Consider the following 20,555-nt stretch of genomic DNA (forward strand, 5'->3'; position numbering starts at 1 on the left):
GGGGGAAAATGGGTACAAGCATTGAAGGGGCGCACGGAGCGGGCATATGAGTAGTCATATGTACTTAGACCGTTCAAACCCGCCGATGGTTCCCAAAAAAGTTTTAAAACGGTGGTTGCTCGTTCAATCCTAGGGCATCCAGCAATTGATCGGCCTTCCAGATTGCTATGTCTTGGCCCTGCTCAATAAGCTGCCGAGCCCGCTTTTCCTTCGAGGTCATTGACCCCCATTCGCCAACAACGAGGATGGTGGTCTTCTTCGTCACGTTCTTGCCCACCTGGCCGCCCTGAGCAGCAATGCCTTGCCACAGCGCACCCTTATCAAATGGAGAAAACTCACCGGTCAGCGTGACGTGCTGCCCAAACAATGGCGAGGAAGCATCAGCATCGAGCGCCGGTTCTGGCACCGTGTCCGGGGTTGCCACCGCTTGCCACGGAGCTGGCTTGCGACCCTTGCTCTGCTTCTGTGTGCTCTTTCTAGAGGGGCCCGCTTGGTTGCTTCCAGCAGGTGCAGGAACTGCAGCGGCAGCTGCCTGCATGCCTCCCTTGGCGATGCTTTCTGCTTGCAGTGCACGGCCCGCGCCGGATCGGTCCCTGAGCACTGGAGTCACCCGATGGGAATCGATCGAGCCCAAAGTGAAGCCAGCGTCATGGACAAACCCAACAAGTGAACCCTGGTAGTGCGCCCGACGGGCCAGGCCAACCATGATGCCCGCACAGGCTGCAGCATCCGCGCAGGCGTCGTGGTGCTGCTCCAGCGGCACGCCGAAGTGAGACGCCAAGGTGGGCAACTTGTGGTTCTCAACATCAAGGTCGCACGAGCGTGCCTGCGCCAACGAGCATGCGAAGAGCACCTGTGGCGCATCCATCCCGACTGCACCAGCAGCTTGAAACAGCGCAGTGCTATCAAAATGCGCATTGTGAGCCACAAGGGGGAGGGAACCAGCGAACTCGACAAGTTGCGCAATACAGTCAGCCACACTTGGTGCGTCTGCCACGTCCTCCCGACGAATCCCATGAATAGCGACGTTGTGGGGGTCAAACTCGGCCCACTGCTCCGGAGGCATACACAACCAAGAAACGCGGTCAGTTTCTACACCATCAATGACTTTCACCGCACCGATCTGACAGATAGAACCCCACCTCTGGTTGGCAGTTTCCACATCAAACGCAACGAAATCAAAGCCAGGAAAACCGCTTGAACCGCTTCGCTGCGCGTCCTGCGTCGGGGCGTCGCCACGCTGTGCAGCAGAAATAGCATCCTCGAGCTCGCGCATCGCAGCGCCCGCGCCAGGCGCAAAAACAACGTTTACAACGATGTCGCTACACGTGATACTGACGGTGCCCGTGCTCCAGTCATCGCCTTCGGTCAAGTCAACCTTTGTGATTGCCTCTATCGGAATGCGCGTGGGCTCGCTGGAGCCAGCCAGTGCCGCCTCCAAGGGGGTTGGGGTGACGACCAGCTCCGTATTCGAAACACTCAACGTCGCACGGCAAGCAGTAATCACAGCGTATGGCTCCAATCAAAAATCCGGTAGGCGGGTAGCACACATACTACTCACCCACCGGACATGAAACTGACGGCGGTCAAGCCCCTGGAGTTAGGCGTCCTCGCGAACCGGGGCACCTACCTGCTTCAGCACAACTGTAGAGCGCGCCGGGACGACTGTGGTCTCCGAGGCGCCGATTGTCAGCGTGCTCGCCGGGTAGCCAAGTTTCTCAGTTGTATCGATGAGCACCTCCCAGCTTGATCCGAACTCCTGTGGAGGAAGCGTGAATTCGATGTCTTCGTAGTGGGCGTTAAACATCAGAATGAATGAATCGTCTCGCACACGCTGACCGCGAGCATCCGGTTCTGCGATGGCGTCGCCATTGAAGTAAACCATCAGTGCCTTGCCAAACGCGAAGTCCCAGTCGGATTGCGTCATCAGCTCGCCGGACGGCACCAACCAGGCGATTTCGCGGTCGACAGCATCCGTGCCCAGCGCGCCGCCTTCCAAGAACCGGCGCCTGCGGAAGACCGGGTGGGCCTTGCGGATAGCGATCAGGCGCTTGGTGAACTCGTGCAGCTGTTCGCTGTCGTCGAGCTGTGTCCAATCCATCCACGCAATCTCGTTGTCCTGGCAATAGACGTTGTTGTTGCCACCCTGGGTACGGGCCAGCTCGTCTCCATGGGAGATCATGGGCGTGCCTTGGGAGAGCAGGAGCGTCGTCAAGAAGTTGCGACGCTGCTGGGCGCGCAACTGATTCACCTCGGGGTCATCCGTCGGGCCCTCGACGCCACAGTTCCAGGAACGGTTATGGCTTTCACCGTCGCGATTGTCTTCGCCGTTCGCTTCGTTGTGCTTGTGGTTGTAGGAAACCAAGTCATTGAGCGTGAAGCCGTCGTGTGCAGTGATGAAATTAATTGACGCAGTCGGGCGGCGATCGTTGTGCTGGTACAGGTCCGAAGAACCGGTCAGCCGCGATGCGAACTCACCAAGTGTCGCTGGTTCACCACGCCAGAAGTCTCGCATTGTGTCGCGGTACTTACCATTCCACTCGCTCCACAGCGCAGGGAAGTTACCAACTTGGTAGCCGCCTTCGCCGACATCCCACGGCTCGGCGATCAGCTTGACCTGGGAGACTACCGGGTCCTGTTGGACCAGGTCGAAGAATGTTGCCAGACGATCGACGTCAGAGAACTCGCGTGCAAGGGTCGAAGCTAGATCGAAACGGAAACCATCGACGTGCATCTCAGTGACCCAGTAACGCAAAGAGTCCATGATGAGCTGCAGTGAGTGAGGGTCGCGCACATTGAATGAGTTTCCGGTGCCTGTGTAGTCCATGTAGTGGAACTTGTCGTTGTTCACCAGGCGGTAGTAGGCCTCATTGTCGATGCCGCGGAAAGCAATGGTGGGGCCGAGGTGGTTGCCTTCAGCAGTGTGGTTGTACACGACGTCAAGGATGACCTCCATGCCTGCCTCGTGGTACGCCCGCACCATGCCCTTGAACTCGGCGACGGCGTCGCTCGGCTGCGCAGCAGCTGCGTAGTTGTTCTCGGGGGCGAAGAATCCAAAGGTGTTGTAGCCCCAGTAGTTACGCAGACCAAGGTCGCGCAGACGCCCATCCTGCAAGAACTGGTGGACAGGCAGGAGCTCGACAGACGTCACACCCAGATCCTTGAGGTAATTGACCACTGCTGGGTGTGCCATGCCTGCGTAGGTGCCGCGGAGGTTTTCGGGTACGTCAGGGTGCGTCTGGGTCATGCCTTTGACGTGGCATTCGTAGATGACGGTTTCCTCATCCGGGATGCGTGGTGCGCGGTCATCGCCCCAGTCGAAGAACGGGTTGATGACGACAGAGAGCATCGTATGGCCCAGCGAGTCTTCTTCGTTGCGGCCCGTTCCGGGAGCGTCTGCGTTGATGTCATAGGAAAACAGCGAAGAATGCTGTGAGAACTCGCCGTCGAAAGCGCGCGCGTAGGGGTCGACGAGCAACTTGTTCGCGTCGCAGCGCTTGCCGTTCGCTGGATCCCACGGACCATGGACGCGGTAGCCGTAGCGCTGTCCAGGTGTAATTCCTGGAAGGTAGGCGTGCCACACGTGGTTGTCTACCTCTTCAAGTTCGATGCGAGTTTCGGCGCCTTCGTCGTCGATAAGGCAAAGTTCAACCTTCTCCGCAACTCCTGAAAAGAGCGTGAAGTTTGTTCCGGCACCGTCATAGGTAGAACCTAGCGGGTATGGGGAACCAGGCCACACGACGATATCGTTCGCGGGCTTTGGGGAAGTAGAGCTTTGAATCATAAGGAATCACCATAGTGCACCCCCGGGGGTTCCCGCATTGCGAAACCCTCACCAGCCTGGCAATCAGCAGCCCGCTTGCAGCCCCCGAATGATGAGATCGACGGAAAATGCGAACGAGTCGTCCCTCTCAATGGTCTGTGATTGTGGCAATGTTTCGCTTGCATTCGTAGCCGCTACCAGCTGGGATTCAGTTTGCTGGACGAGGGCACTGCCAAGGATCAGGTGTAGGAGAGCATCGGCGGTTGCGCGGAGCTGAGGTGTCGACGCCCCTTCGATTTCCATAGCCAATGATGTGATGAAAAAGCGCTGGAGTTGGGAGTGTATCGGAGACTCCGGATTGCCTACCGCTGTGACCGTCACCTCAGCACCATCTCGAATGCTGAGCAGGCAGTTACGGAGCATTCTGGCTGCTTCACTCGTGGATGTGGCTGGTGAGGAGGAGGTTGTGAGGGGCGCAACGATGTGCTCTGCCAGGCGAGCCACAAGGTCCTGTTTGCTTGCCACATGCCAATACAGCGCTGACGGTGCGACGTCGAGCTCCTTGGCGATCCTGCGCATTGACACATCGGCTAAGCCATATGACCTGAGTAAATCCATCGCAGTGATCGTGATCTGATCCACGGACAGGTGCATGTGTGCCCATGTTACCTGTCTCATGGTGGAGAGGGGGTGGACGTTTACAACGAGTTCACAGAGAGTGTTCAGATACTTTGTACCGGAGCGTAATTGGGCCAGCAGAAACGAGTGGTTAAAATTGGCATCAACGATTTTTAACGTAACAGGCCGGGTACAACCGTTGTGCTGGTCGCTGTAAGGAGAGATACGTCGTGAGGATTTCCACCACTGGTTCCAAGGTTGCTGCAGCTGCCGTTGTTGCATTGGCAATGTCATTGACTGCGTGTGGCTCTGATGACGAGACCGCGGGCGGCGGACTGTCCACCGCTGCCAGCGCTCCGAATTCGGCGGCTTCTGAGAAAGATAAGGCCGAGAATTCGGCGAAGGAAGAGCCGAAGAAGGACGAAAAGGGCGAGAAGAAGTCCGACGACAAAAAGCAGACGGAGGCACAAGGGGAGCCCGGTGCGATCCCAACGATTGCGAATCCGTTTGAGGACGGAGAGTTCGCTGTTCCAACCTTCGAGCCAATCGAGGGCGGTAAAGAAGGCACCGAAGAGCAGCGCAAGGAAATGGAGGAAGTGGTTCGCAAGGTGACCAACCCGGAGTCCTTCGAAAAGTGGACGCGCGTCATCTTGGATAACTCCTGTAAGAAGATCACCGAACCCGCACTGGAAGAGATGGAGCGCCAAGGCGTTTCCCTCGAGGTGATTGAGCAGGCTGCCCGTATGCAGGAAGAGGCCGGTCAGGCGATTGAGATCCCGAAGACCGAAATTTCCCTGAGCGACGTCCGCGTTGATGGCAACCATGCTTCGGCGACAGTGAAGTCGAATAACTCCGAGGGCGAAAAGACCCAGACCCAGCTCTTCACGCACGAAGACGGTCGCTGGAAGCTGTGCAACTAGCACAGCAGCTCGACTCCAAGCCGCGCGCCACGATCCACGCTGGCGCCGGCCTCCTTTTCGCTGGGCTTGTCAGCGGTGTAATCGGTGGGGCAGCGTGGGCGTGGTTGCGTCCCCCGATAGTGACCGTTGTGTCGGATGGATCGTTCATGATCGATGAAACGGAAACGATCCAGAATGCGCAGTTTGCTGGACTCGGCTGGCTAGCGGTGGTGTTGTTGGTAGTCGGGTTGGTTGTCGGTGCTGCGGGTCGAGCGCGTCGAGGCGGGGGCCAGCTCGCATGGTTTGTCTGGCAGCTCATCGTTGCCGCGCTCGCCGGATACGTTGTATTGGCGGTTGGCGGAATGGTCTCGGGCTGGCTCACAGCTTTGCCTGAGCATGCAGACGGCTTCCAGGACGGTCAACGCTTCAGCGTGTTTCCGATAGTTGCCCCGGGAGTGGCGTTGTGCCTCGCTCCATTCGCCACAGGACTCGTCGCGTGGTCGAGGATGGTGATCCGCGCAGTCGACACCCCCGAAATAGTGTGAACTACCTTATTCCCTTGGTGAAAGCTCTGGGGTGACGCCTTTTTTGGCCTGAACAGCTTTTTCGCGCCTGTCGGAGAATACAATGGCTGCGGTACGTATTGTGCTCATTTGTTGAATCTGGGAGACACGAAAATGCTGAGAGTTACCGACCTCCGGGGGACAACCCCAACGACCGCCGAACTTCGCAGGGCACTGCCACGTGGTGGCGTTGATGTCCATGCCGTGCTTCCCGCAGTTACGCCGATCGTTGAAGAGGTTCGCGTAGGCGGTGCCGAAAAGGCACTCGAATACGGAGAGAAGTTCGACGGGATCCGTCCAGCATCCGTGCGGGTGCCGTCGGAGGTGATCAAAGAGGCCGTCGACAAGCTTGATCCTGCGCTGCGCTCCGCGCTTGAAGTCGCGATCGAGCGGATTCGCAAGGTACACGCTGATCAGAAGCCGCAGCCACACACTACGACGCTTGCGAATGGCGCAACTGTCACCGAGACATTTATTCCTGTTTCGCGCGTGGGACTTTATGTTCCAGGTGGAAAGGCAGTGTACCCCTCGAGCGTGCTCATGAACGTGATTCCTGCGCAGGAGGCGGGGACGGACAGCATGGTGGTCTGCACTCCTCCTCAGGAGGAGTTCGGCGGCTGGCCGCACCCAACGACGCTCGCCGCGTGCGCGCTGCTCGGCGTCGATGAAGTGTGGGCAGTCGGTGGAGCCCAGGCGATTGCATTGCTGGCGTACGGCGATGATGCCCACGGCCTGGAACCAGTTGATATGGTGACCGGACCGGGGAACATCTACGTTGCTGCCGCGAAGCGCGTAGTCAACGGCACGGTGGGCATTGACGCGGAGGCCGGCCCAAGCGAGATCGCGGTTATCGCCGATGATAGCGCGAATGCGGAATACGTGGCGCTCGATCTGATTTCGCAGGCAGAGCACGACGAGCAAGCAGCTAGTGTGCTTATCACCGACTCAGAGGCCCTGGCACAGGAAGTCGGCCAACTCGTTGAGCAGCGCTCGAAGGAAACGCTCAACGCTGAGCGCGCCTCTACTGCGCTGGGCGGTAAGCAATCCGGCATCATCCTGGTCGACGATATTGAGAAGGCTGTCGCAGTCGCAGACGTTTACGCAGCAGAGCACCTGGAGGTGCACACGCGCGATGCTCGCGCGGTTGCGGAGCGAGTTCGAAACGCGGGCGCAATTTTCGTCGGGCCATACTCACCGGTCCCACTCGGTGACTATGCAGCTGGCTCGAACCACGTCTTGCCGACATCCGGGACGGCGCGCTTCAACCCCGGCCTGTCCACCCTGACGTTCCTGAAGCCTGTCAATCTCATCGAGTACGACAAGGCAGCGTTGGCGGAAATTGCTGAGGACATCATGGTGCTGGCTGCGGAAGAGCAGCTTCCTGCACACGGTGAATCCATTAAGGCACGAGGAAACGGAGCTAAGTAAGTATGTCTACTGATCCTTCGACGATCGCGAAGGGCGTCACGCTCGAATCGCTACCACTTCGCGACGAGCTGCAAGGAAAGAACCCATACGGCGCCCCACAGTTGAAAGTGCCTGTCGCGCTGAACACCAACGAGAATCCGTACCCGCCCTCTGAGGCGTTGATTCAGGACCTGGTTGCCGAGGTTGAAGCAGCGGCACGGTCGCTCAACCGCTACCCAGAGCGCGACGCCGTGTTGCTTCGGGAAGACTTGGCCGCATACGTGTCGAAGCAGACGGGCGTCCAGGTCAGCAAAGACAACATTTGGGCCGCAAACGGTTCGAACGAGATTTTGCAGCAGCTGTTGCAAGCTTTCGGTGGCCCCGGACGCAGTGCCATGGGGTTCGTGCCTAGCTACTCGATGCACCCAATCCTTGCGGCGGGCACGCAAACCGAGTTTATCCCGATTGATCGCAACGAATCTTTCGATATCGATGTGCAGCAGGCCGTGCAGGCCGTCGAAAAGCACGCGCCGGACGTCATCTTTATCACTACGCCGAACAATCCAACTGGCGGTGAGACTGCACTCGAAGACATCGAAAAGATTGTTCAGGCTGCACCTGGCATCGTGATTATTGACGAGGCGTACGCTGAGTTCTCGGATTCCCCGTCCGCAACGACGCTGCTGGCAACGTATCCAGAGAAGCTCGTTGTGTCGCGCACGATGTCGAAGGCGTTCGATTTCGCAGGCGCGCGCCTAGGGTACTTCGTTGCAGCACCGGCGTTTATCGACGCCGTCATGCTGGTTCGCTTGCCGTACCACCTCTCGGTGCTCTCCCAGGTCGCTGCACGCGTGGCGCTGAAGCACGCCGGGGACACGCTCGCGACGGTTGACAAGTTGGCGCAGGAGCGCGTGCGCGTGCAAGCAGCGCTGGAAGAGATGGGCTACAAGGTTGTGCCGAGCTCGTCGAATTTCATCTTCTTCGGCCCGTTTGGCGACGCCACTTCGACCCATGCAGCGTGGCAGCAGTTCCTCGACTGTGGCGTACTCATTCGTGACGTTGGCGTCGCAGGTCACCTGCGAGTGACGGTTGGACTTGATAGCGAAAATGATGCCTTCCTAGAGGCAGCAAGAAAGGTACTTCATGGCGAATAGGGTAGGGACTGCACACAGGAAGACGTCTGAATCCGACATCACTGTGTCCATCGATCTCGACGGCACAGGCGTGACTGACATTGACACCGGATTGCCGTTTTTCGATCACATGCTCACCGCATTCGGAGCCCACGGTGCTTTCGACCTCACGGTGAAGGCGAAAGGCGACACGGAGATCGATGCCCACCACACGGTGGAAGACACCGCCATCACGCTCGGGTGGGCGCTACTGGATGCGATCGGGGACAAGCGTGGCATCCGCCGCTTTGGCTCGATGCTGTTGCCGATGGACGAAACGCTCGTTGAGGCAGTTGTAGACCTGTCTGGGCGTCCGTACTTTGTGATGAACGGTGAGCCGGAGCATATGGATTGGCAGGTCATCGGCGGACACTACGCCACGGTGATAAACCGTCATTTCTTTGAGACGCTTGCGTATAACTCCCGAATGACCTTGCACGTGAATGTGCGCTATGGTCGCGATCCGCACCACATTACGGAAGCCGAATTCAAGGCTGTGGCCCGCAGTTTGCGAGCTGCAGTGGATGCAGACCCAAAGATTACGGGTGTGCCGTCGACAAAGGGTGCGTTATAGGTGGGAGGCATTCCAGCAAGTATGGGGGTGCTTGGCCTCTTCGTGTTGGCGGGTGTGCTCGCAGGCGGAGTGTGGTCAACGTACCAGCGTGGATTGAGGGTGCCGACTGCAGTGTTAGCCTTGGCTACTGCGCTGGCGCTCGCATTCGCGATCATGGCAATGATGGAGGTTATGTAGTTTGAAGTTCTTCCCACCAACACCGCTTACTGTTGAGGAAATCAACTCGGTCTCGAGTGTTTGGAAGGCACGCGGCATGAAGCCCGTCCTGCTCGCGGTGATGGCAGCGTTCGCCGCATGGGCGGTGCTGCTACCGGTGATTCCTACGGCGGTGCTCGATGCAGGAGGAACCGAAACGCTGGCCGGGCTTACCACCGGTGTGTTCATGCTCGCTACAGTGCTTACACAGATGGCGACACCTGCGCTGCTGCGCAAATTCGGGTTTGGCCTGATTATGGGGCTGTCTTCTTTGCTCTTGGGTGTTCCGGCGTTCGCCTACGCGTTGGGAATGGAAGCCGGAACAGTGCTGACTGTGAGCGCGATCCGCGGTGTTGGGTTTGGCGCGCTGACGGTAGCGGAGGCAGCCGTCGTCGCTGAGTTGGTACCGCGTCGCTTGCTGGGGCGGGCGACCGGCACGCTGGGCATCATGGTGGGCTTGTCTCAGATGGTCGGCTTGCCGACGGGCCTCGCCCTGGTCAACGTCATTGGGTATAACGCGGTGTATTACATTGCAGCGGGCGTAGGCCTCATTTCGTTGGTGGCATGCATGTTCATCCCAACTGTGCCACAAGCGGACCGCGACGAGTTGAGCGTGGCGCACGTGCACGTACCGATGTGGCGGCTTGTGTTTGTTCCGGGCATGGCCTTGATGTTCGTCACCTCAGCGTATGGCGCAATTACTAACTTCCTTCCCGCGGCGATGCGCGATCTCGATCCAGCCAAGGGAGCGGCGCTTGGCGGTGTGATGCTGGGCGTGATGAACTTCGCTTCTATGTTGTCGCGGTATGCAGCGGGTCAGGTCATGGACCGCAAGGGATACCCAGGCAGCATTCTCATTCCGTGCCAGTTCATTGCTGCAGGTGGTGTCTTTCTCATCGCGCTCATTCTGCTTCTTGATCTGCCGGTGTGGTGGATGGCGTTGGCGGCGTTGATCTACGGTGTTGGATTCGGCGCGGTACAGAACGAGGCGCTCACCTTGATGTTCTATCGCTTGCCCCGTTCGAAGAGCTCTGAGGCCTCTGCGATTTGGAATATCGCATTCGACGGAGGAACAGGTCTGGGGTCGACGATGTACGGCATGTTGCTGACAATGATGATGTTTACGCCGATGTTTGGTTTGGCGGCGGCCGTGATCCTTATTGGCGTAGTTATTACGTTGCTGGATAGGCAGCTGGGCAAGCACCGTGTCGTCGAAGTTAATAACTTGTCCGTGCGGCTGAAAAATGTTCAGCCCCCGCGCCTTTATCGGCGGAACGGGCGCTAGAATTAGTCTTCATGACTGCTAACGACATGCCACAACCCCATGTTGCGCTGCTCGACTACGGGGCAGGAAATATCCGATCCGCTCAGCGTGCGCTAGAACAAGTTGGCGCGCGCGTCAGCGTTACTGCCGATCCAGCGAGCGCGGTGGAGGCTGACGGCCTGTTAGTGCCGGGGGTTGGCGCGTTTGATGCATGCATGCGTGGGCTGCAGGCGATGCAAGGGGGGCGCATCATCGGACAGCGTCTTGCAGGTGGTCGTCCTGTGCTGGGTATCTGCGTTGGTATGCAAATCCTTTTTGAGCATGGAGTCGAGCATGGCATTGATACCGCTGGATTAGCAGAGTGGCCGGGGACCGTTGAAAAGCTCCAGGCTCCTGTGCTTCCACACATGGGGTGGAACACCGTCGACATAGTTCGCGGCTCGTGCATGTTCGACGGCATTAATATAGACGAGCGCTTCTACTTCGTGCATTCGTACGGCGTTCGCGAATGGACGCTGAAAGCGGATGAGTTCATTGCGCCGCCACTTGTGCACTGGTCGGAGCACGGTGGAGATAAGTTTGTGGCTGCCGTCGAAAATGGTCCGCTCTGGGCGACGCAGTTCCACCCTGAGAAGTCTGGTGACGCAGGACTTCATCTCCTGGAAAACTGGGTGAAGACTCTGTAGCGGGCGCCGAACCTGGCTGAGTTAGATTGGATAAGATGAGCACCATGACTTTTACCTTGTTGCCTGCTGTTGATGTTGTTGAAGGTCAGGCCGTGCGGCTTGACCAGGGGGAAGCTGGGACGGAGAAGAGCTACGGGGATCCCCTGGAGGCTGCTCGTCGCTGGGAAGAGCAGGGGGCGCAGTGGCTGCACTTCGTGGATTTGGACGCCGCGTTTGGGCGTGGCTCGAACCATGAGTTGATGGCGGATATCACTGCGAAGCTGGGTATCGCTGTCGAGCTCACGGGTGGTATTCGTGACGACGCCACGTTGGAGCGGGCCCTTGCCACCGGAGCGAAGCGCGTCAATATTGGTACCGCGGCGCTACAGGATCCGGAGTGGACCTGTAAGGCAATTGAGCGCTACGGCGACAAGATCGCGATTGATATCGCGGTGCGTGAAACTGATGGTGAGTGGCGTACGAAGGGGAACGGCTGGACGTCCGACGGCGGTGATCTGTGGGAGGTTCTGGAGCGGTTCGATGCCGCTGGTTGCAGCCGTTTCGTGGTGACCGACGTGAGCAAGGACGGCACGCTAGCGGGGCCGAATGTTGCACTGTTGCGGGAGGTCGCCGCAGCGACGGACGCTCAGATTACTGCCTCGGGCGGAATCGCGACTCTCGACGACGTCGTAGAAGTGGCCCGGTATACCGATGAAGGGATCGACTCCGTCATTATCGGCAAGGCTCTCTACGAGAAGCGCTTCACGCTGAGTGAGGCGCTGGAGGCCGTCGCAAAGGTATCGAAGGGCGAGTAAACAGCGTGCGGGATCTGCAGGCATACCGAGCTATTGCGTTAGCGGCGGTCGATGAAGCCGCCGAGCTCTTTCGAACACATATCGGTGCAGCTCCAGCGCTCTTTAAGGGCGAAGGTGACTTTGCCACGGAAGCGGATCTCGCGATTGAAACGTTGCTGAGGAAACGCTTGACGGAAGCGACCGGTATCCCCGTGTTTGGGGAGGAACACGGCGGGGACCTCAACGCTGAGGCGTGCTGGGTGCTCGATCCTATCGACGGCACCTCGAACTACTCGTGTGGCAACCCGATGTGCGCGATCTTGGTAGCGCTCCTTATCGACGGCCAACCGGTCGTCGCGGTGACCGACATGCCATTGCTGGGGCACCGCATGCATGCGATCTCGGGTGAGCCCGTTGTGCTTGATGGCGACCCATTGCCTGCGCTCCCACAGGGCGTTGATCCTTCGACGACGGCCGCTCAGGTAGGCGTTGCAACCGTTAGTTCGGATGATCGCGCTGCGTTTCCAGCGGAAGGCCGATTGGCCTTCGTCGGTGAATTGGCTGCCACCTCACTGCGACCACGCATGACTGGCTCAGTGGGCGTGGACTTGGCGTTTGTGGCGTCGGGTGTGTTCCAGGCCAGCGTGAGTTTCTCCCCGCACGTGTGGGATAACGCGGCCGGTGTCTTGTTCGGTCGCTGCGCGGGCGCGACGGTGACTGACGTGTACGGGCAGCCATGGGAGATGTCGTCGATGGGGGCTGTCATTGGTACGAATGCTGCCCATGCGACTGCGCTCGCGACGGTCCAACGGTGCTTTGAAAGCCCTGATAGGCAGAGTGCTTCGCGGTAGTATGTAGTTTCCGGAACGTATTTGCGGGCTGGAGTAGCGTGGCACAAAACATGTATGGAGGGTAATTACCTTGTCTGTTGCAATCCGTGTGATTCCTTGCCTCGACGTGGACGACGGGCGGGTAGTAAAAGGCGTAAATTTTGAAAACCTGCGGGACGCTGGTGATCCCGTAGAGCTTGCTCAGCGGTATGGACTGGAAGGCGCTGATGAGCTTACGTTTTTGGACGTAACTGCGTCGCGTGAGGGCCGTGGAACGATGCTTGAGGTCGTCCGTAAGACCGCAGAGCAGGTATTTATCCCGCTGACCGTTGGCGGAGGCGTTCGAAGCGTCGAAGACGTCTCTGAGTTGCTGCGTGCTGGCGCGGACAAAGTCAGTGTGAATACAGCGGCGATTCACCGGCCAGAGCTACTGCGTGAGCTCAGCGAGAAGTTTGGAGCGCAGTGCATTGTCTTGTCTGTCGACGCGCGTCGCGTGCCGAATGGTGGGCTTCCGCAGCCGTCTGGGTTTGAAGTGACCACGCACGGAGGTACGCGTTCGGCTGGTCTCGACGCGGTGGAGTGGGCTCGCACTGGACAAGACCTGGGTGTGGGGGAAATCTTGCTGAACTCGATGGACGGAGATGGGACCAAGGAAGGGTTCGATCTCGAGCTGTTGGAGAAGGTTCAAGCAGCGGTAAGCATCCCGGTGATTGCTTCCGGTGGCGCTGGCAAGGCTGCAGACTTCCCGCCAGCAGTAAAAGCGGGCGCAGACGCCGTACTTGCGGCGTCGATCTTCCACTTCGGCGAAGTGAGCATCGCGGAAGTAAAGGATGCGCTTCGGAATGAGGGCTTTGAGGTTCGCTGATGACTGAACTACGACCAGAAGATGCCGTATTGGATCCTGCAATTGCAGCTCGGCTGAAGAAGAACGACCGCGGCCTGGTTCCCGCCGTGGTGCAGTCTGCTGACACCGGTGAGGTCCTCATGATGGCCTGGATGGATGAGCGGGCGCTGGCGTACACGCTGGAAACGCGACGAGGGACGTACTTCTCTCGCTCCCGTAACGAATACTGGGTAAAAGGGCTCACCAGTGGCGCTGTGCAAGAGGTCCGCGAGGTGCGCCTCGACTGCGACGGCGACACCTTGCTGGTGAAGGTGATCCAGACGGATGGTGCCTGCCATACGGGGGACCGTACGTGCTTCGATGCAGATCTGCTGTTGGAGGATATCTAGGTGAATACGGCGAACCGCGTCGGCGCACTGCTGGTGGGCGTCGGTGGCGCGCTGGCGTGGGTGGGGTCCAGGATGGACTGGTTTACTGTCGAAGTTTTCGACGACCGCGCTGGAGCCAGTACCACTACCGTCGATGGTTCAATGTGGTCTACGGAGATCGCGGCAGTGGCGCTCATTCTGATCGTTGCAATGATTGCGATATTCGCGCTGCGGCGAGTTGGGCGTCGAATAGTAGGTGTGGTGGCCGCACTAGGCGCCGTGGGCGCCGGCGTATCGGGCTTGCGAACCTTATTAGCCGAGCCTGACTTGGAGCGTTTGCACACACTGCTGAGTGCCGGAAGCGGGGAGCAGGGAGGAGCAGCCAGTGACGGGGCGATTGCCGCGTGGGCGGAGATCACACAGGTGCAGCAGCATAGCGCTGGCATTTACCTGGTCATCTTGGGGGCGCTCCTGGGGCTTATTGGAGCGCTCACGGTAGTAATGCGGCCCGGTGTAGATTCCGCGAAGCTCAACAAGTACGAGACAGAGGCTGTGCGCCGTGAAAAGCTCGGTGAAGATCTCGAAGCTCGGCCGGACTCTGGGCGCGTGATGTGGGATGCCTTGGACTCCGGAATTGACCCTACGGATGATGAGGCACGCCGATAAATATTCGGTATACCCCCGTGAAATTTCATGAACTAAATACGCGCGGGCTACGCTGGCAACTGCAACAATAGGCTTTCACCTCGGAGTCACGCGGGAGGCGAGTATGTGTGCCACGGATGTACACAGCGATCTCTTCGCTGCAGTGCAGCGGCAGGTCGCGCGCCGTGAGTCCTTGGTGTCGTTCCAAGAGGTGAAGGATCGCTCGCGGGCAGCTGCATCTGCGCGCGACGCATACGCGGCCGTTGACTCAGACGGATGCGCAATTATTGCCCAGGTACAGTACAACCAGCACGGCGTCCGGACTACGCAGCAGCGGATTCACCGAGCGGCACTTGCCGCAGTGGAGCTTGAGATGCAGGGGGCGCAGCTGCTCGCGTGTTCGGGTGCGCTGTTTGGCCGTGAGGTCGCGAACATTGAGATGGACGCAGCGAGGGCAGCAGTGCATATACCGGTGGTGAGCTTGGATACGATTGTTGATCCATACCAAGTGCACGAGGCTCGCTGCTATGGAGCCGATGCGCTTGTGCTTCGTGCAGATATTCTTGAGCAGCCGCGACTGGAGGCGTTGCTAGATAGAGCGGAGACGCTTGGCATGTCGGCCTTCGTACAAGTCGGAGACGCTGAGGAGGCGGCACGTGCGCTTCGGGCGGGCGCATCCGTGCTGGCTGTTGTGCCGCCGAAACGTCCGTCGGGGGAGACTGATCACTTCGCGCTGGGTGAGCTTGTTGCAGGCCTTCCGAGCAAGATCCGCGTGGTGATGATGGCGGATGTGTTGACTCCGCGTGATCTGTTTAACGTCGCTGCCGCAGGAGCAGACGCCATTTTGGCGAATGCCGAAGCGGCTATTCCTTCACTTGCTACCGCCGGGCGACACCCCGCGTGCGCTTCCCGCCGATAATCAGGCACACTAGGGGGCGTGCAAACTACGATTCTGGCAAACATTCCCTCGCCACCACAGGGTGTGTGGCACATTGGCTGGTTCCCGGTGAGGGCGTACGCGCTGTGCATCATCACCGGCATTCTGCTTGCAATGTGGGTGGGCACGCGGCGCTATCGTGCGCGTGGTGGTGATCCCGACGTGATTTGGGACGCGGCGATCGTCGCTATCCCAATGGGCATTGTTGGTGGTCGGCTCTACCATGTGCTGACGGACCACGAGAAGTATTTCGGCCCCGGGAAAGATCCCTTACAAGCTCTGAACATTACTGCTGGAGGACTGGGTATTTGGGGCGCAGTCGCACTGGGCGCGGCGAGCGTGTGGTTGCTGCTGCGGTGGAAGAAGATTGCTGTTGGGCCTGTTGCGGATGCGCTGGCGCCAGGCATCGTGTTGGCCCAGGCGGTGGGGCGCCTTGGGAACTGGTTCAACCAGGAACTCTATGGTGCTGAAACTGCGGTACCGTGGGCGTTGGATATCTACTACCGCGTTGACGAGCAAGGGGCGTTCGCTCCGCTGACAGGGCGTTCTACCGGTGAGGTCATCGCGAGCGTTCACCCGACGTTCCTCTACGAGTTGGTGTGGAATCTGCTTGTGTTTGCTTTCCTGCTTTGGGCAGATAAGCACTTCAGGCTCGGACACGGCAGGGTATTTTGGCTATACGTTGCTGGCTACACGATGGGCCGATTTGCAATCGAGTTGATGCGTACTGACGCCGCAACACTAATTTTGGGGTTGCGTGTGAACACGTGGGTTTCAGGCCTGCTTTTTGTTGTTTCACTTGGGATTTTCTTCCTATTGCCACGTGGGAGAGAAGCCGAGAAGGAACTCGCTCACAACGATAATGATGATACGAATCGTGATTCGGGGTAGGGTGGTATCCGAAGTGGAAGATAGGCCACACGATACGGCAGTGGAGAATTCACACACTATCTGGCCTTGAAACCACCGGTAATTGTTGAATCGCTACTAGGTTGGATCTCGTGGATAGAAGAACAAAGATCGTATGTACGCTCGGCCCTGCTGTGGCCAGCAAAGAAGCAATCCTCGGACTTGTGCGCGACGGCATGGATGTCGCCCGCCTCAACTTCTCCCACGGCGACTATCCGGACCACGAGCAGAACTACCGCTGGGTCCGCGAAGCCACCGATGAAACGGGACACGCAGTTGGCATCCTCGCCGACCTTCAGGGTCCGAAAATCCGTCTTGGGCGCTTTGAAGAAGGCGCGACCGTCTGGGAGACGGGCGAAACGGTCCGCATCACAGTCGATGACGTGCCAGGCACGCACGACCGAGTCTCGACGACTTACAAGAACCTCGCCAAGGACGCGAAGCCGGGCGACCGCCTGCTCGTCGACGACGGCAAGGTCGGTCTGGTCTGTGTCGAAGTCGACGGCAACGACGTTGTCTGCCGCGTGACCGAAGGTGGCCCTGTTTCCAACAACAAGGGTGTTTCCCTGCCGGGGATGGACATCTCCGTCCCGGCGTTGTCCGAGAAGGACAAGGCGGACCTGCGGTTCGCACTCAAGATGGGTGTCGACGTCGTCGCGCTGTCCTTCGTGCGCTCGCCGGCAGATGTTGACCTGGTTCATGAGATCATGGACGAAGTTGGCCGTCGTGTCCCAGTCATCGCGAAGCTGGAGAAGCCAGAAGCAGTCGACGCCCTGGAGTCAATCATCCTGGCATTCGACGCCGTGATGGTTGCCCGTGGCGACCTCGGCGTTGAGATTCCGCTTGAACTTGTTCCAGGTGTGCAGAAGCGCGTCATCCAGATCGCTCGTGAAAACGCGAAGCCGGTCATCGTCGCTACGCAGATGCTGGATTCGATGATTGATAACTCGCGTCCGACGCGTGCTGAGGCTTCCGACGTTGCGAACGCCGTGCTCGACGGTGCAGACGCCGTCATGCTCTCCGGTGAGACCTCCGTTGGCGTTGACCCGCACAACGTGGTCCGCACGATGAGCCGCATTGTCCGCTCCGCTGAGGCTATGGACAAGGTGCCGCCTCTGAACCACATCCCGCGTACCCGCCGTGGTGTGATCTCCTACTCGGCGAACGATGTGGCAAACCGTCTGCACGCACGCGCAATCGTGGCGTTCACCGCGACCGGCGACACCGCTCGACGCGTCGCGCGCCTGCGCCCAGACCTGCCGCTGCTCGTGTTTACTCCGAAGCAGGAGGTTCGCTCGCAGCTCGCACTGACCTGGGGCGTGGAGACCTTCCTGTGCCCTCCGGTGCACAGCACGGATGACATGATCGCCACCGTTGACAAGTACCTGCTGGCGATGGATGAGTACCAGGAGAATGACACCATGGTGATGGTTGCAGGTACCCCTCCAGGAGTTGCAGGCTCGACCAACACGGTCCACGTCCACCAGCTGGGCGAGGAGGCTTACTGGTCGAAGAAGAAGGAAGAGGAACAAGACTAAGTTCCAAATCGGAGAACACCCCGGGCAGCTGCTCCGGGGTGTTTTTCATCTCGGCTTGTAGCTCGCTAAATCCATGGGGACATATAAAAGGCCTGCCGCGAAACAACAGCGGCAGGCCTTTGGTACTAGGCGCTACAGGCTAGTTAATCGGCGTCGGCTCGATCTTCCAGACCTCGTTCGCGTAATCGCGGATCGTGCGGTCAGAGGAGAAACGACCGGACTCGCAGATGTTGATCCAGCACTTGCGTGCCCATGCATCTGGGTCCTCGTAGTACTCCTTGGCCATGCGGTCGCGGGTCTCGCGGTAGTCCGCGAAGTCACCCAGCACGTAGTAGACGTCGGCTTCGTCGAAGCCGAAGCCCTCGAGCAAGGAAGCGCGGATGTTGTGGAACGCGCCGGTGCCGCAGTCGTCCAGGGTGCCGTCGACCAGTGCGTTGAGCACACGGTGCAGGCCTGGGGTCTGCTCGGCGGTAGCCTTCGGGTCATAGGAGCGCTGCAGCTCAGGCAGATCCTCCTCGAGAGCGCCGAAGATGTAGGCGTTCTCTTCACCGACAGCGTCAACGATTTCCACGTTTGCGCCGTCCATCGTGCCCAAGGTCAGCGCACCGTTCATCATGAACTTCATGTTCGAGGTGCCCGATGCCTCCTTGCCGGCCGTCGAGATCTGCTCGGAAACATCCGTTGCCGGGATGATGTGCTCAGCAGGGGAGACGTTGTAGTTCTCCACGAAGACCACATGCAGGTACTTCGAGACGACTGGGTCGTTGTTCACCAGCTCGCCGATGGCGTTGATGAGCTTGATGATGCCCTTTGCCATCGTGTAACCAGGTGCAGCCTTCGCGCCGAAGATAAAGGTGCGCTTCGGTACGTCGGTCTCGCCGTCTTCCTTGATACGGAAGTACAAGTCGATGATGTACAGAGCGTTCATCAGCTGGCGCTTGTACTCGTGCAGACGCTTGATCTGCGTATCGTAGACGGAGTCCGGGTCGATGACCGAACCCTGACGCTGCTCGATCCAACGAGCGAAGTCTTGCTTGTTAGCAGCCTTGATCTCCCGCAGTTCCTTGAGCACTGCAGGATCATCAGCGTACTTGCGCAGCTCCTTCAGCTTGGACAGGTCCGTGGTCCACTCATCAGAGCCAGACAGGCGGTCGAGCAGGGATGAGAGACGCGGGTTGCACATACGCAGCCAGCGACGTGGGGTGACACCGTTGGTCTTGTTATTGAAGCGCTCTGGGTACATGGAGTACCAGTAGTTGAGCGTGTCACGCTTCAGGATCTCGGTATGCAGCGCAGCCACGCCGTTCACGGAGTACGAGGCGTAGCAGGCGATCCACGCCATGTGCACCTTGCCGTCGTGGACTGGGGAGTAGTGGTGTGCGTCCTCCGGGCCAATGCCACGGGACTCCATGTCGAGGCGGTAGCGGCGGTCAATCTCCAGGACAATTTCCCAGATACGCCAGAACAGCTGCTTGAAGATGGACTCGTCCCAAGTCTCCAGAGCCTCCTGGAGCACGGTGTGGTTCGTGTACGCGAAGGTCTGGGTGGTGACGTTCCACGCCTCATCCCAGCCCAGGCCGTGCTCATCCATGAGCAGGCGCATGAGTTCCGGAACCGCCAGCACCGGGTGGGTGTCGTTGAGCTGCACTGAGTTGTACTCGTGGAACTTGCTCAGATCCTCGCCGTGGTGCTCGATGTAGTTGTCGATCATCTCCTGCAGCGAAGCAGAGACGAAGAAGTACTGCTGGCGTACGCGGAGCACCTTGCCAGCGTACGTGGTGTCGTTCGGGTAGAGCACGCGGGTGATGTCGTGGACAGCCTCGCGCTCCAGGATGGCGTCGGAGAAACGCTGCGAGTTGAACGCATCGTAGTCGAACTCGTGGATTGGGGATGCGTCCCACAGACGAAGGGTACCAACGTTATCGGTGCCGTAGCCGGTAATCGGCATGTCGAACGGTACTGCTCGAACCGTCATGTCGTCGAACTTCACGATGCGCTGCTGGGAGGTGCGCTCAACAACGAACGGGTAGAACGATTCCTTCCAGGAATCTGGGTGCTCCTTCTGGAAGCCATCGACGAACTCCTGGCGGAACAGGCCGTAGCGGTAGAGCAGGCCATAGCCGGTGACTGGGTAGTCCTGCGTCACTGCGGAGTCCAGGAAGCACGCTGCGAGGCGGCCAAGGCCACCGTTGCCCAGCGCGGCATCGTGCTCTGCCTCGAGGACATCGGTCAGGTTGTGGCCGAGCTCTGCTGCTGCAGCCTCAGCCTCTTCCACCATGCCCAGGTTCGTGAGGTTGTTCAGCAGTGCACGGCCTTGCAGGAACTCTGCGGAGAAGTACGCCTGCTGACGAGTAGCCGAGTAGGCCTTTTGGGTTGCATCCCACTTGTCGGCAATCTGCTCCACAACGGCGGCCGAGAGGCCAGTCCAAAACTTGTTATTGGTGGATGCCTGCGGGCTGCGTCCAGAGAAACCACGAACATGGCCGGCGACAGTGTCCTGCAGTGCCGGTACCGATGTTCCTACAGTGTTCTTCATAAAAACCTCAGATCTCTTGATGTGTCGAATTGGA

At 59.0% G+C, this 20,555-nt stretch carries 20 protein-coding genes; 16 read left to right on the forward strand and 4 right to left on the reverse strand.

Features of this window, described 5'->3' with window-relative positions; all coding sequences use genetic code 11:
* Positions 1 to 103 precede the first annotated feature (103 nt).
* The 3 genes from QP752_RS03695 to QP752_RS03705 all read right to left on the reverse strand — a co-directional run bounded on the left by QP752_RS03695 (position 104) and on the right by QP752_RS03705 (position 4,441).
* Positions 104 to 1,507 carry an exonuclease domain-containing protein gene (locus tag QP752_RS03695; protein ID WP_252930769.1) on the reverse strand — a complete coding sequence of 468 codons (1,404 nt, stop codon included), beginning with the start codon at positions 1,505 to 1,507 and terminating at the stop codon, positions 104 to 106.
* 93 nt (positions 1,508 to 1,600) lie between these two features.
* A complete protein-coding gene (gene glgX / locus QP752_RS03700) occupies positions 1,601 to 3,784 on the reverse strand; it encodes a glycogen debranching protein GlgX (protein ID WP_252930770.1) in 2,184 nt (727 codons plus the stop codon).
* Positions 3,785 to 3,847: 63 nt separating this feature from the next.
* Complete coding sequence (locus QP752_RS03705; protein WP_256041666.1) at positions 3,848 to 4,441, reverse strand: TetR family transcriptional regulator; 594 nt, start codon at positions 4,439 to 4,441, stop codon at positions 3,848 to 3,850.
* Between the two features lie 170 nt (positions 4,442 to 4,611).
* On the opposite strand from QP752_RS03705, the gene QP752_RS03710 reads away from it, so the two are divergent.
* The 16 genes from QP752_RS03710 to pyk all read left to right on the forward strand — a co-directional run bounded on the left by QP752_RS03710 (position 4,612) and on the right by pyk (position 17,985).
* A complete protein-coding gene (locus QP752_RS03710) occupies positions 4,612 to 5,301 on the forward strand; it encodes a hypothetical protein (RefSeq protein WP_070362246.1) in 690 nt (229 codons plus the stop codon).
* Complete coding sequence (locus tag QP752_RS03715; protein ID WP_256041667.1) at positions 5,292 to 5,825, forward strand: hypothetical protein; 534 nt, start codon at positions 5,292 to 5,294, stop codon at positions 5,823 to 5,825. The genes QP752_RS03710 and QP752_RS03715 overlap by 10 nt, the downstream gene beginning before the upstream one ends.
* Positions 5,826 to 5,957: 132 nt before the next feature.
* Entirely contained in the window at positions 5,958 to 7,271 is a 1,314-nt protein-coding gene (gene hisD, locus QP752_RS03720) for a histidinol dehydrogenase (RefSeq protein ID WP_284804484.1), read from the forward strand.
* Between the two features lie 2 nt (positions 7,272 to 7,273).
* Positions 7,274 to 8,404 (forward strand): histidinol-phosphate transaminase, encoded by a 1,131-nt coding sequence (locus QP752_RS03725; RefSeq protein WP_256005149.1) that lies wholly within the window; start codon positions 7,274 to 7,276, stop codon positions 8,402 to 8,404.
* On the forward strand, positions 8,394 to 8,996 hold the full coding sequence (hisB, locus tag QP752_RS03730; protein ID WP_070478835.1) for an imidazoleglycerol-phosphate dehydratase HisB: 603 nt from the start codon (positions 8,394 to 8,396) through the stop codon (positions 8,994 to 8,996). The genes QP752_RS03725 and hisB overlap by 11 nt, the downstream gene beginning before the upstream one ends.
* Positions 8,997 to 9,173, forward strand: coding sequence for a hypothetical protein (locus tag QP752_RS03735; RefSeq protein ID WP_168156151.1), 177 nt, complete (start codon positions 8,997 to 8,999; stop codon positions 9,171 to 9,173). It begins immediately after the preceding gene.
* Between the two features lie 76 nt (positions 9,174 to 9,249).
* A complete protein-coding gene (locus QP752_RS03740; protein ID WP_284804485.1) occupies positions 9,250 to 10,476 on the forward strand; it encodes an MFS transporter in 1,227 nt (408 codons plus the stop codon).
* Between the two features lie 11 nt (positions 10,477 to 10,487).
* Positions 10,488 to 11,141 carry an imidazole glycerol phosphate synthase subunit HisH gene (hisH, locus tag QP752_RS03745; protein WP_284804486.1) on the forward strand — a complete coding sequence of 218 codons (654 nt, stop codon included), beginning with the start codon at positions 10,488 to 10,490 and terminating at the stop codon, positions 11,139 to 11,141.
* A gap of 44 nt (positions 11,142 to 11,185) precedes the next feature.
* A complete protein-coding gene (priA, locus tag QP752_RS03750) occupies positions 11,186 to 11,935 on the forward strand; it encodes a bifunctional 1-(5-phosphoribosyl)-5-((5-phosphoribosylamino)methylideneamino)imidazole-4-carboxamide isomerase/phosphoribosylanthranilate isomerase PriA (RefSeq protein ID WP_071572488.1) in 750 nt (249 codons plus the stop codon).
* A gap of 5 nt (positions 11,936 to 11,940) precedes the next feature.
* Entirely contained in the window at positions 11,941 to 12,765 is an 825-nt protein-coding gene (locus QP752_RS03755; protein ID WP_284804487.1) for an inositol monophosphatase, read from the forward strand.
* 70 nt (positions 12,766 to 12,835) lie between these two features.
* Positions 12,836 to 13,609: an imidazole glycerol phosphate synthase subunit HisF gene (gene hisF, locus QP752_RS03760; protein ID WP_284804488.1), complete on the forward strand. Its 774-nt coding sequence runs from the start codon at positions 12,836 to 12,838 to the stop codon at positions 13,607 to 13,609.
* A complete protein-coding gene (gene hisI, locus QP752_RS03765; RefSeq protein ID WP_284804489.1) occupies positions 13,609 to 13,977 on the forward strand; it encodes a phosphoribosyl-AMP cyclohydrolase in 369 nt (122 codons plus the stop codon). The genes hisF and hisI overlap by 1 nt, the downstream gene beginning before the upstream one ends.
* Positions 13,978 to 14,622 carry a TIGR02234 family membrane protein gene (locus tag QP752_RS03770; protein WP_070362255.1) on the forward strand — a complete coding sequence of 215 codons (645 nt, stop codon included), beginning with the start codon at positions 13,978 to 13,980 and terminating at the stop codon, positions 14,620 to 14,622.
* A 103-nt stretch (positions 14,623 to 14,725) separates the two neighbouring features.
* On the forward strand, positions 14,726 to 15,520 hold the full coding sequence (locus QP752_RS03775; RefSeq protein WP_070362256.1) for a hypothetical protein: 795 nt from the start codon (positions 14,726 to 14,728) through the stop codon (positions 15,518 to 15,520).
* Positions 15,521 to 15,538: 18 nt separating this feature from the next.
* On the forward strand, positions 15,539 to 16,429 hold the full coding sequence (gene lgt, locus QP752_RS03780) for a prolipoprotein diacylglyceryl transferase (RefSeq protein ID WP_284804492.1): 891 nt from the start codon (positions 15,539 to 15,541) through the stop codon (positions 16,427 to 16,429).
* A gap of 110 nt (positions 16,430 to 16,539) precedes the next feature.
* A complete protein-coding gene (pyk, locus tag QP752_RS03785; RefSeq protein ID WP_070478976.1) occupies positions 16,540 to 17,985 on the forward strand; it encodes a pyruvate kinase in 1,446 nt (481 codons plus the stop codon).
* A 139-nt stretch (positions 17,986 to 18,124) separates the two neighbouring features.
* On the opposite strand, the gene QP752_RS03790 is transcribed toward pyk, so the two are convergent.
* Positions 18,125 to 20,521 carry a glycogen/starch/alpha-glucan phosphorylase gene (locus tag QP752_RS03790; protein ID WP_070478846.1) on the reverse strand — a complete coding sequence of 799 codons (2,397 nt, stop codon included), beginning with the start codon at positions 20,519 to 20,521 and terminating at the stop codon, positions 18,125 to 18,127.
* Between the last annotated feature and the right edge of the window lie 34 nt (positions 20,522 to 20,555).

The organism is Corynebacterium sp. UMB10321, assembly GCF_030228725.1.
GTDB classification, from domain to species: domain Bacteria; phylum Actinomycetota; class Actinomycetes; order Mycobacteriales; family Mycobacteriaceae; genus Corynebacterium; species Corynebacterium pseudogenitalium.

What these genes read in the sequence shown, in the direction of transcription:
- glgX (WP_252930770.1), bottom strand. Translation starts at nt 3,784, where the DNA reads ATGATTCAAAGCTCTACTTCCCCAAAGCCCGCGAACGATATCGTCGTG.
- QP752_RS03705 (WP_256041666.1), bottom strand. Translation starts at nt 4,441, where the DNA reads ATGAGACAGGTAACATGGGCACACATGCACCTGTCCGTGGATCAGATC.
- hisD (WP_284804484.1), top strand. Translation starts at nt 5,958, where the DNA reads ATGCTGAGAGTTACCGACCTCCGGGGGACAACCCCAACGACCGCCGAA.
- QP752_RS03725 (WP_256005149.1), top strand. Translation starts at nt 7,274, where the DNA reads ATGTCTACTGATCCTTCGACGATCGCGAAGGGCGTCACGCTCGAATCG.
- hisB (WP_070478835.1), top strand. Translation starts at nt 8,394, where the DNA reads ATGGCGAATAGGGTAGGGACTGCACACAGGAAGACGTCTGAATCCGAC.
- QP752_RS03740 (WP_284804485.1), top strand. Translation starts at nt 9,250, where the DNA reads ATGAAGCCCGTCCTGCTCGCGGTGATGGCAGCGTTCGCCGCATGGGCG.
- hisH (WP_284804486.1), top strand. Translation starts at nt 10,488, where the DNA reads ATGACTGCTAACGACATGCCACAACCCCATGTTGCGCTGCTCGACTAC.
- priA (WP_071572488.1), top strand. Translation starts at nt 11,186, where the DNA reads ATGACTTTTACCTTGTTGCCTGCTGTTGATGTTGTTGAAGGTCAGGCC.
- hisI (WP_284804489.1), top strand. Translation starts at nt 13,609, where the DNA reads ATGACTGAACTACGACCAGAAGATGCCGTATTGGATCCTGCAATTGCA.
- QP752_RS03775 (WP_070362256.1), top strand. Translation starts at nt 14,726, where the DNA reads ATGTGTGCCACGGATGTACACAGCGATCTCTTCGCTGCAGTGCAGCGG.
- QP752_RS03790 (WP_070478846.1), bottom strand. Translation starts at nt 20,521, where the DNA reads ATGAAGAACACTGTAGGAACATCGGTACCGGCACTGCAGGACACTGTC.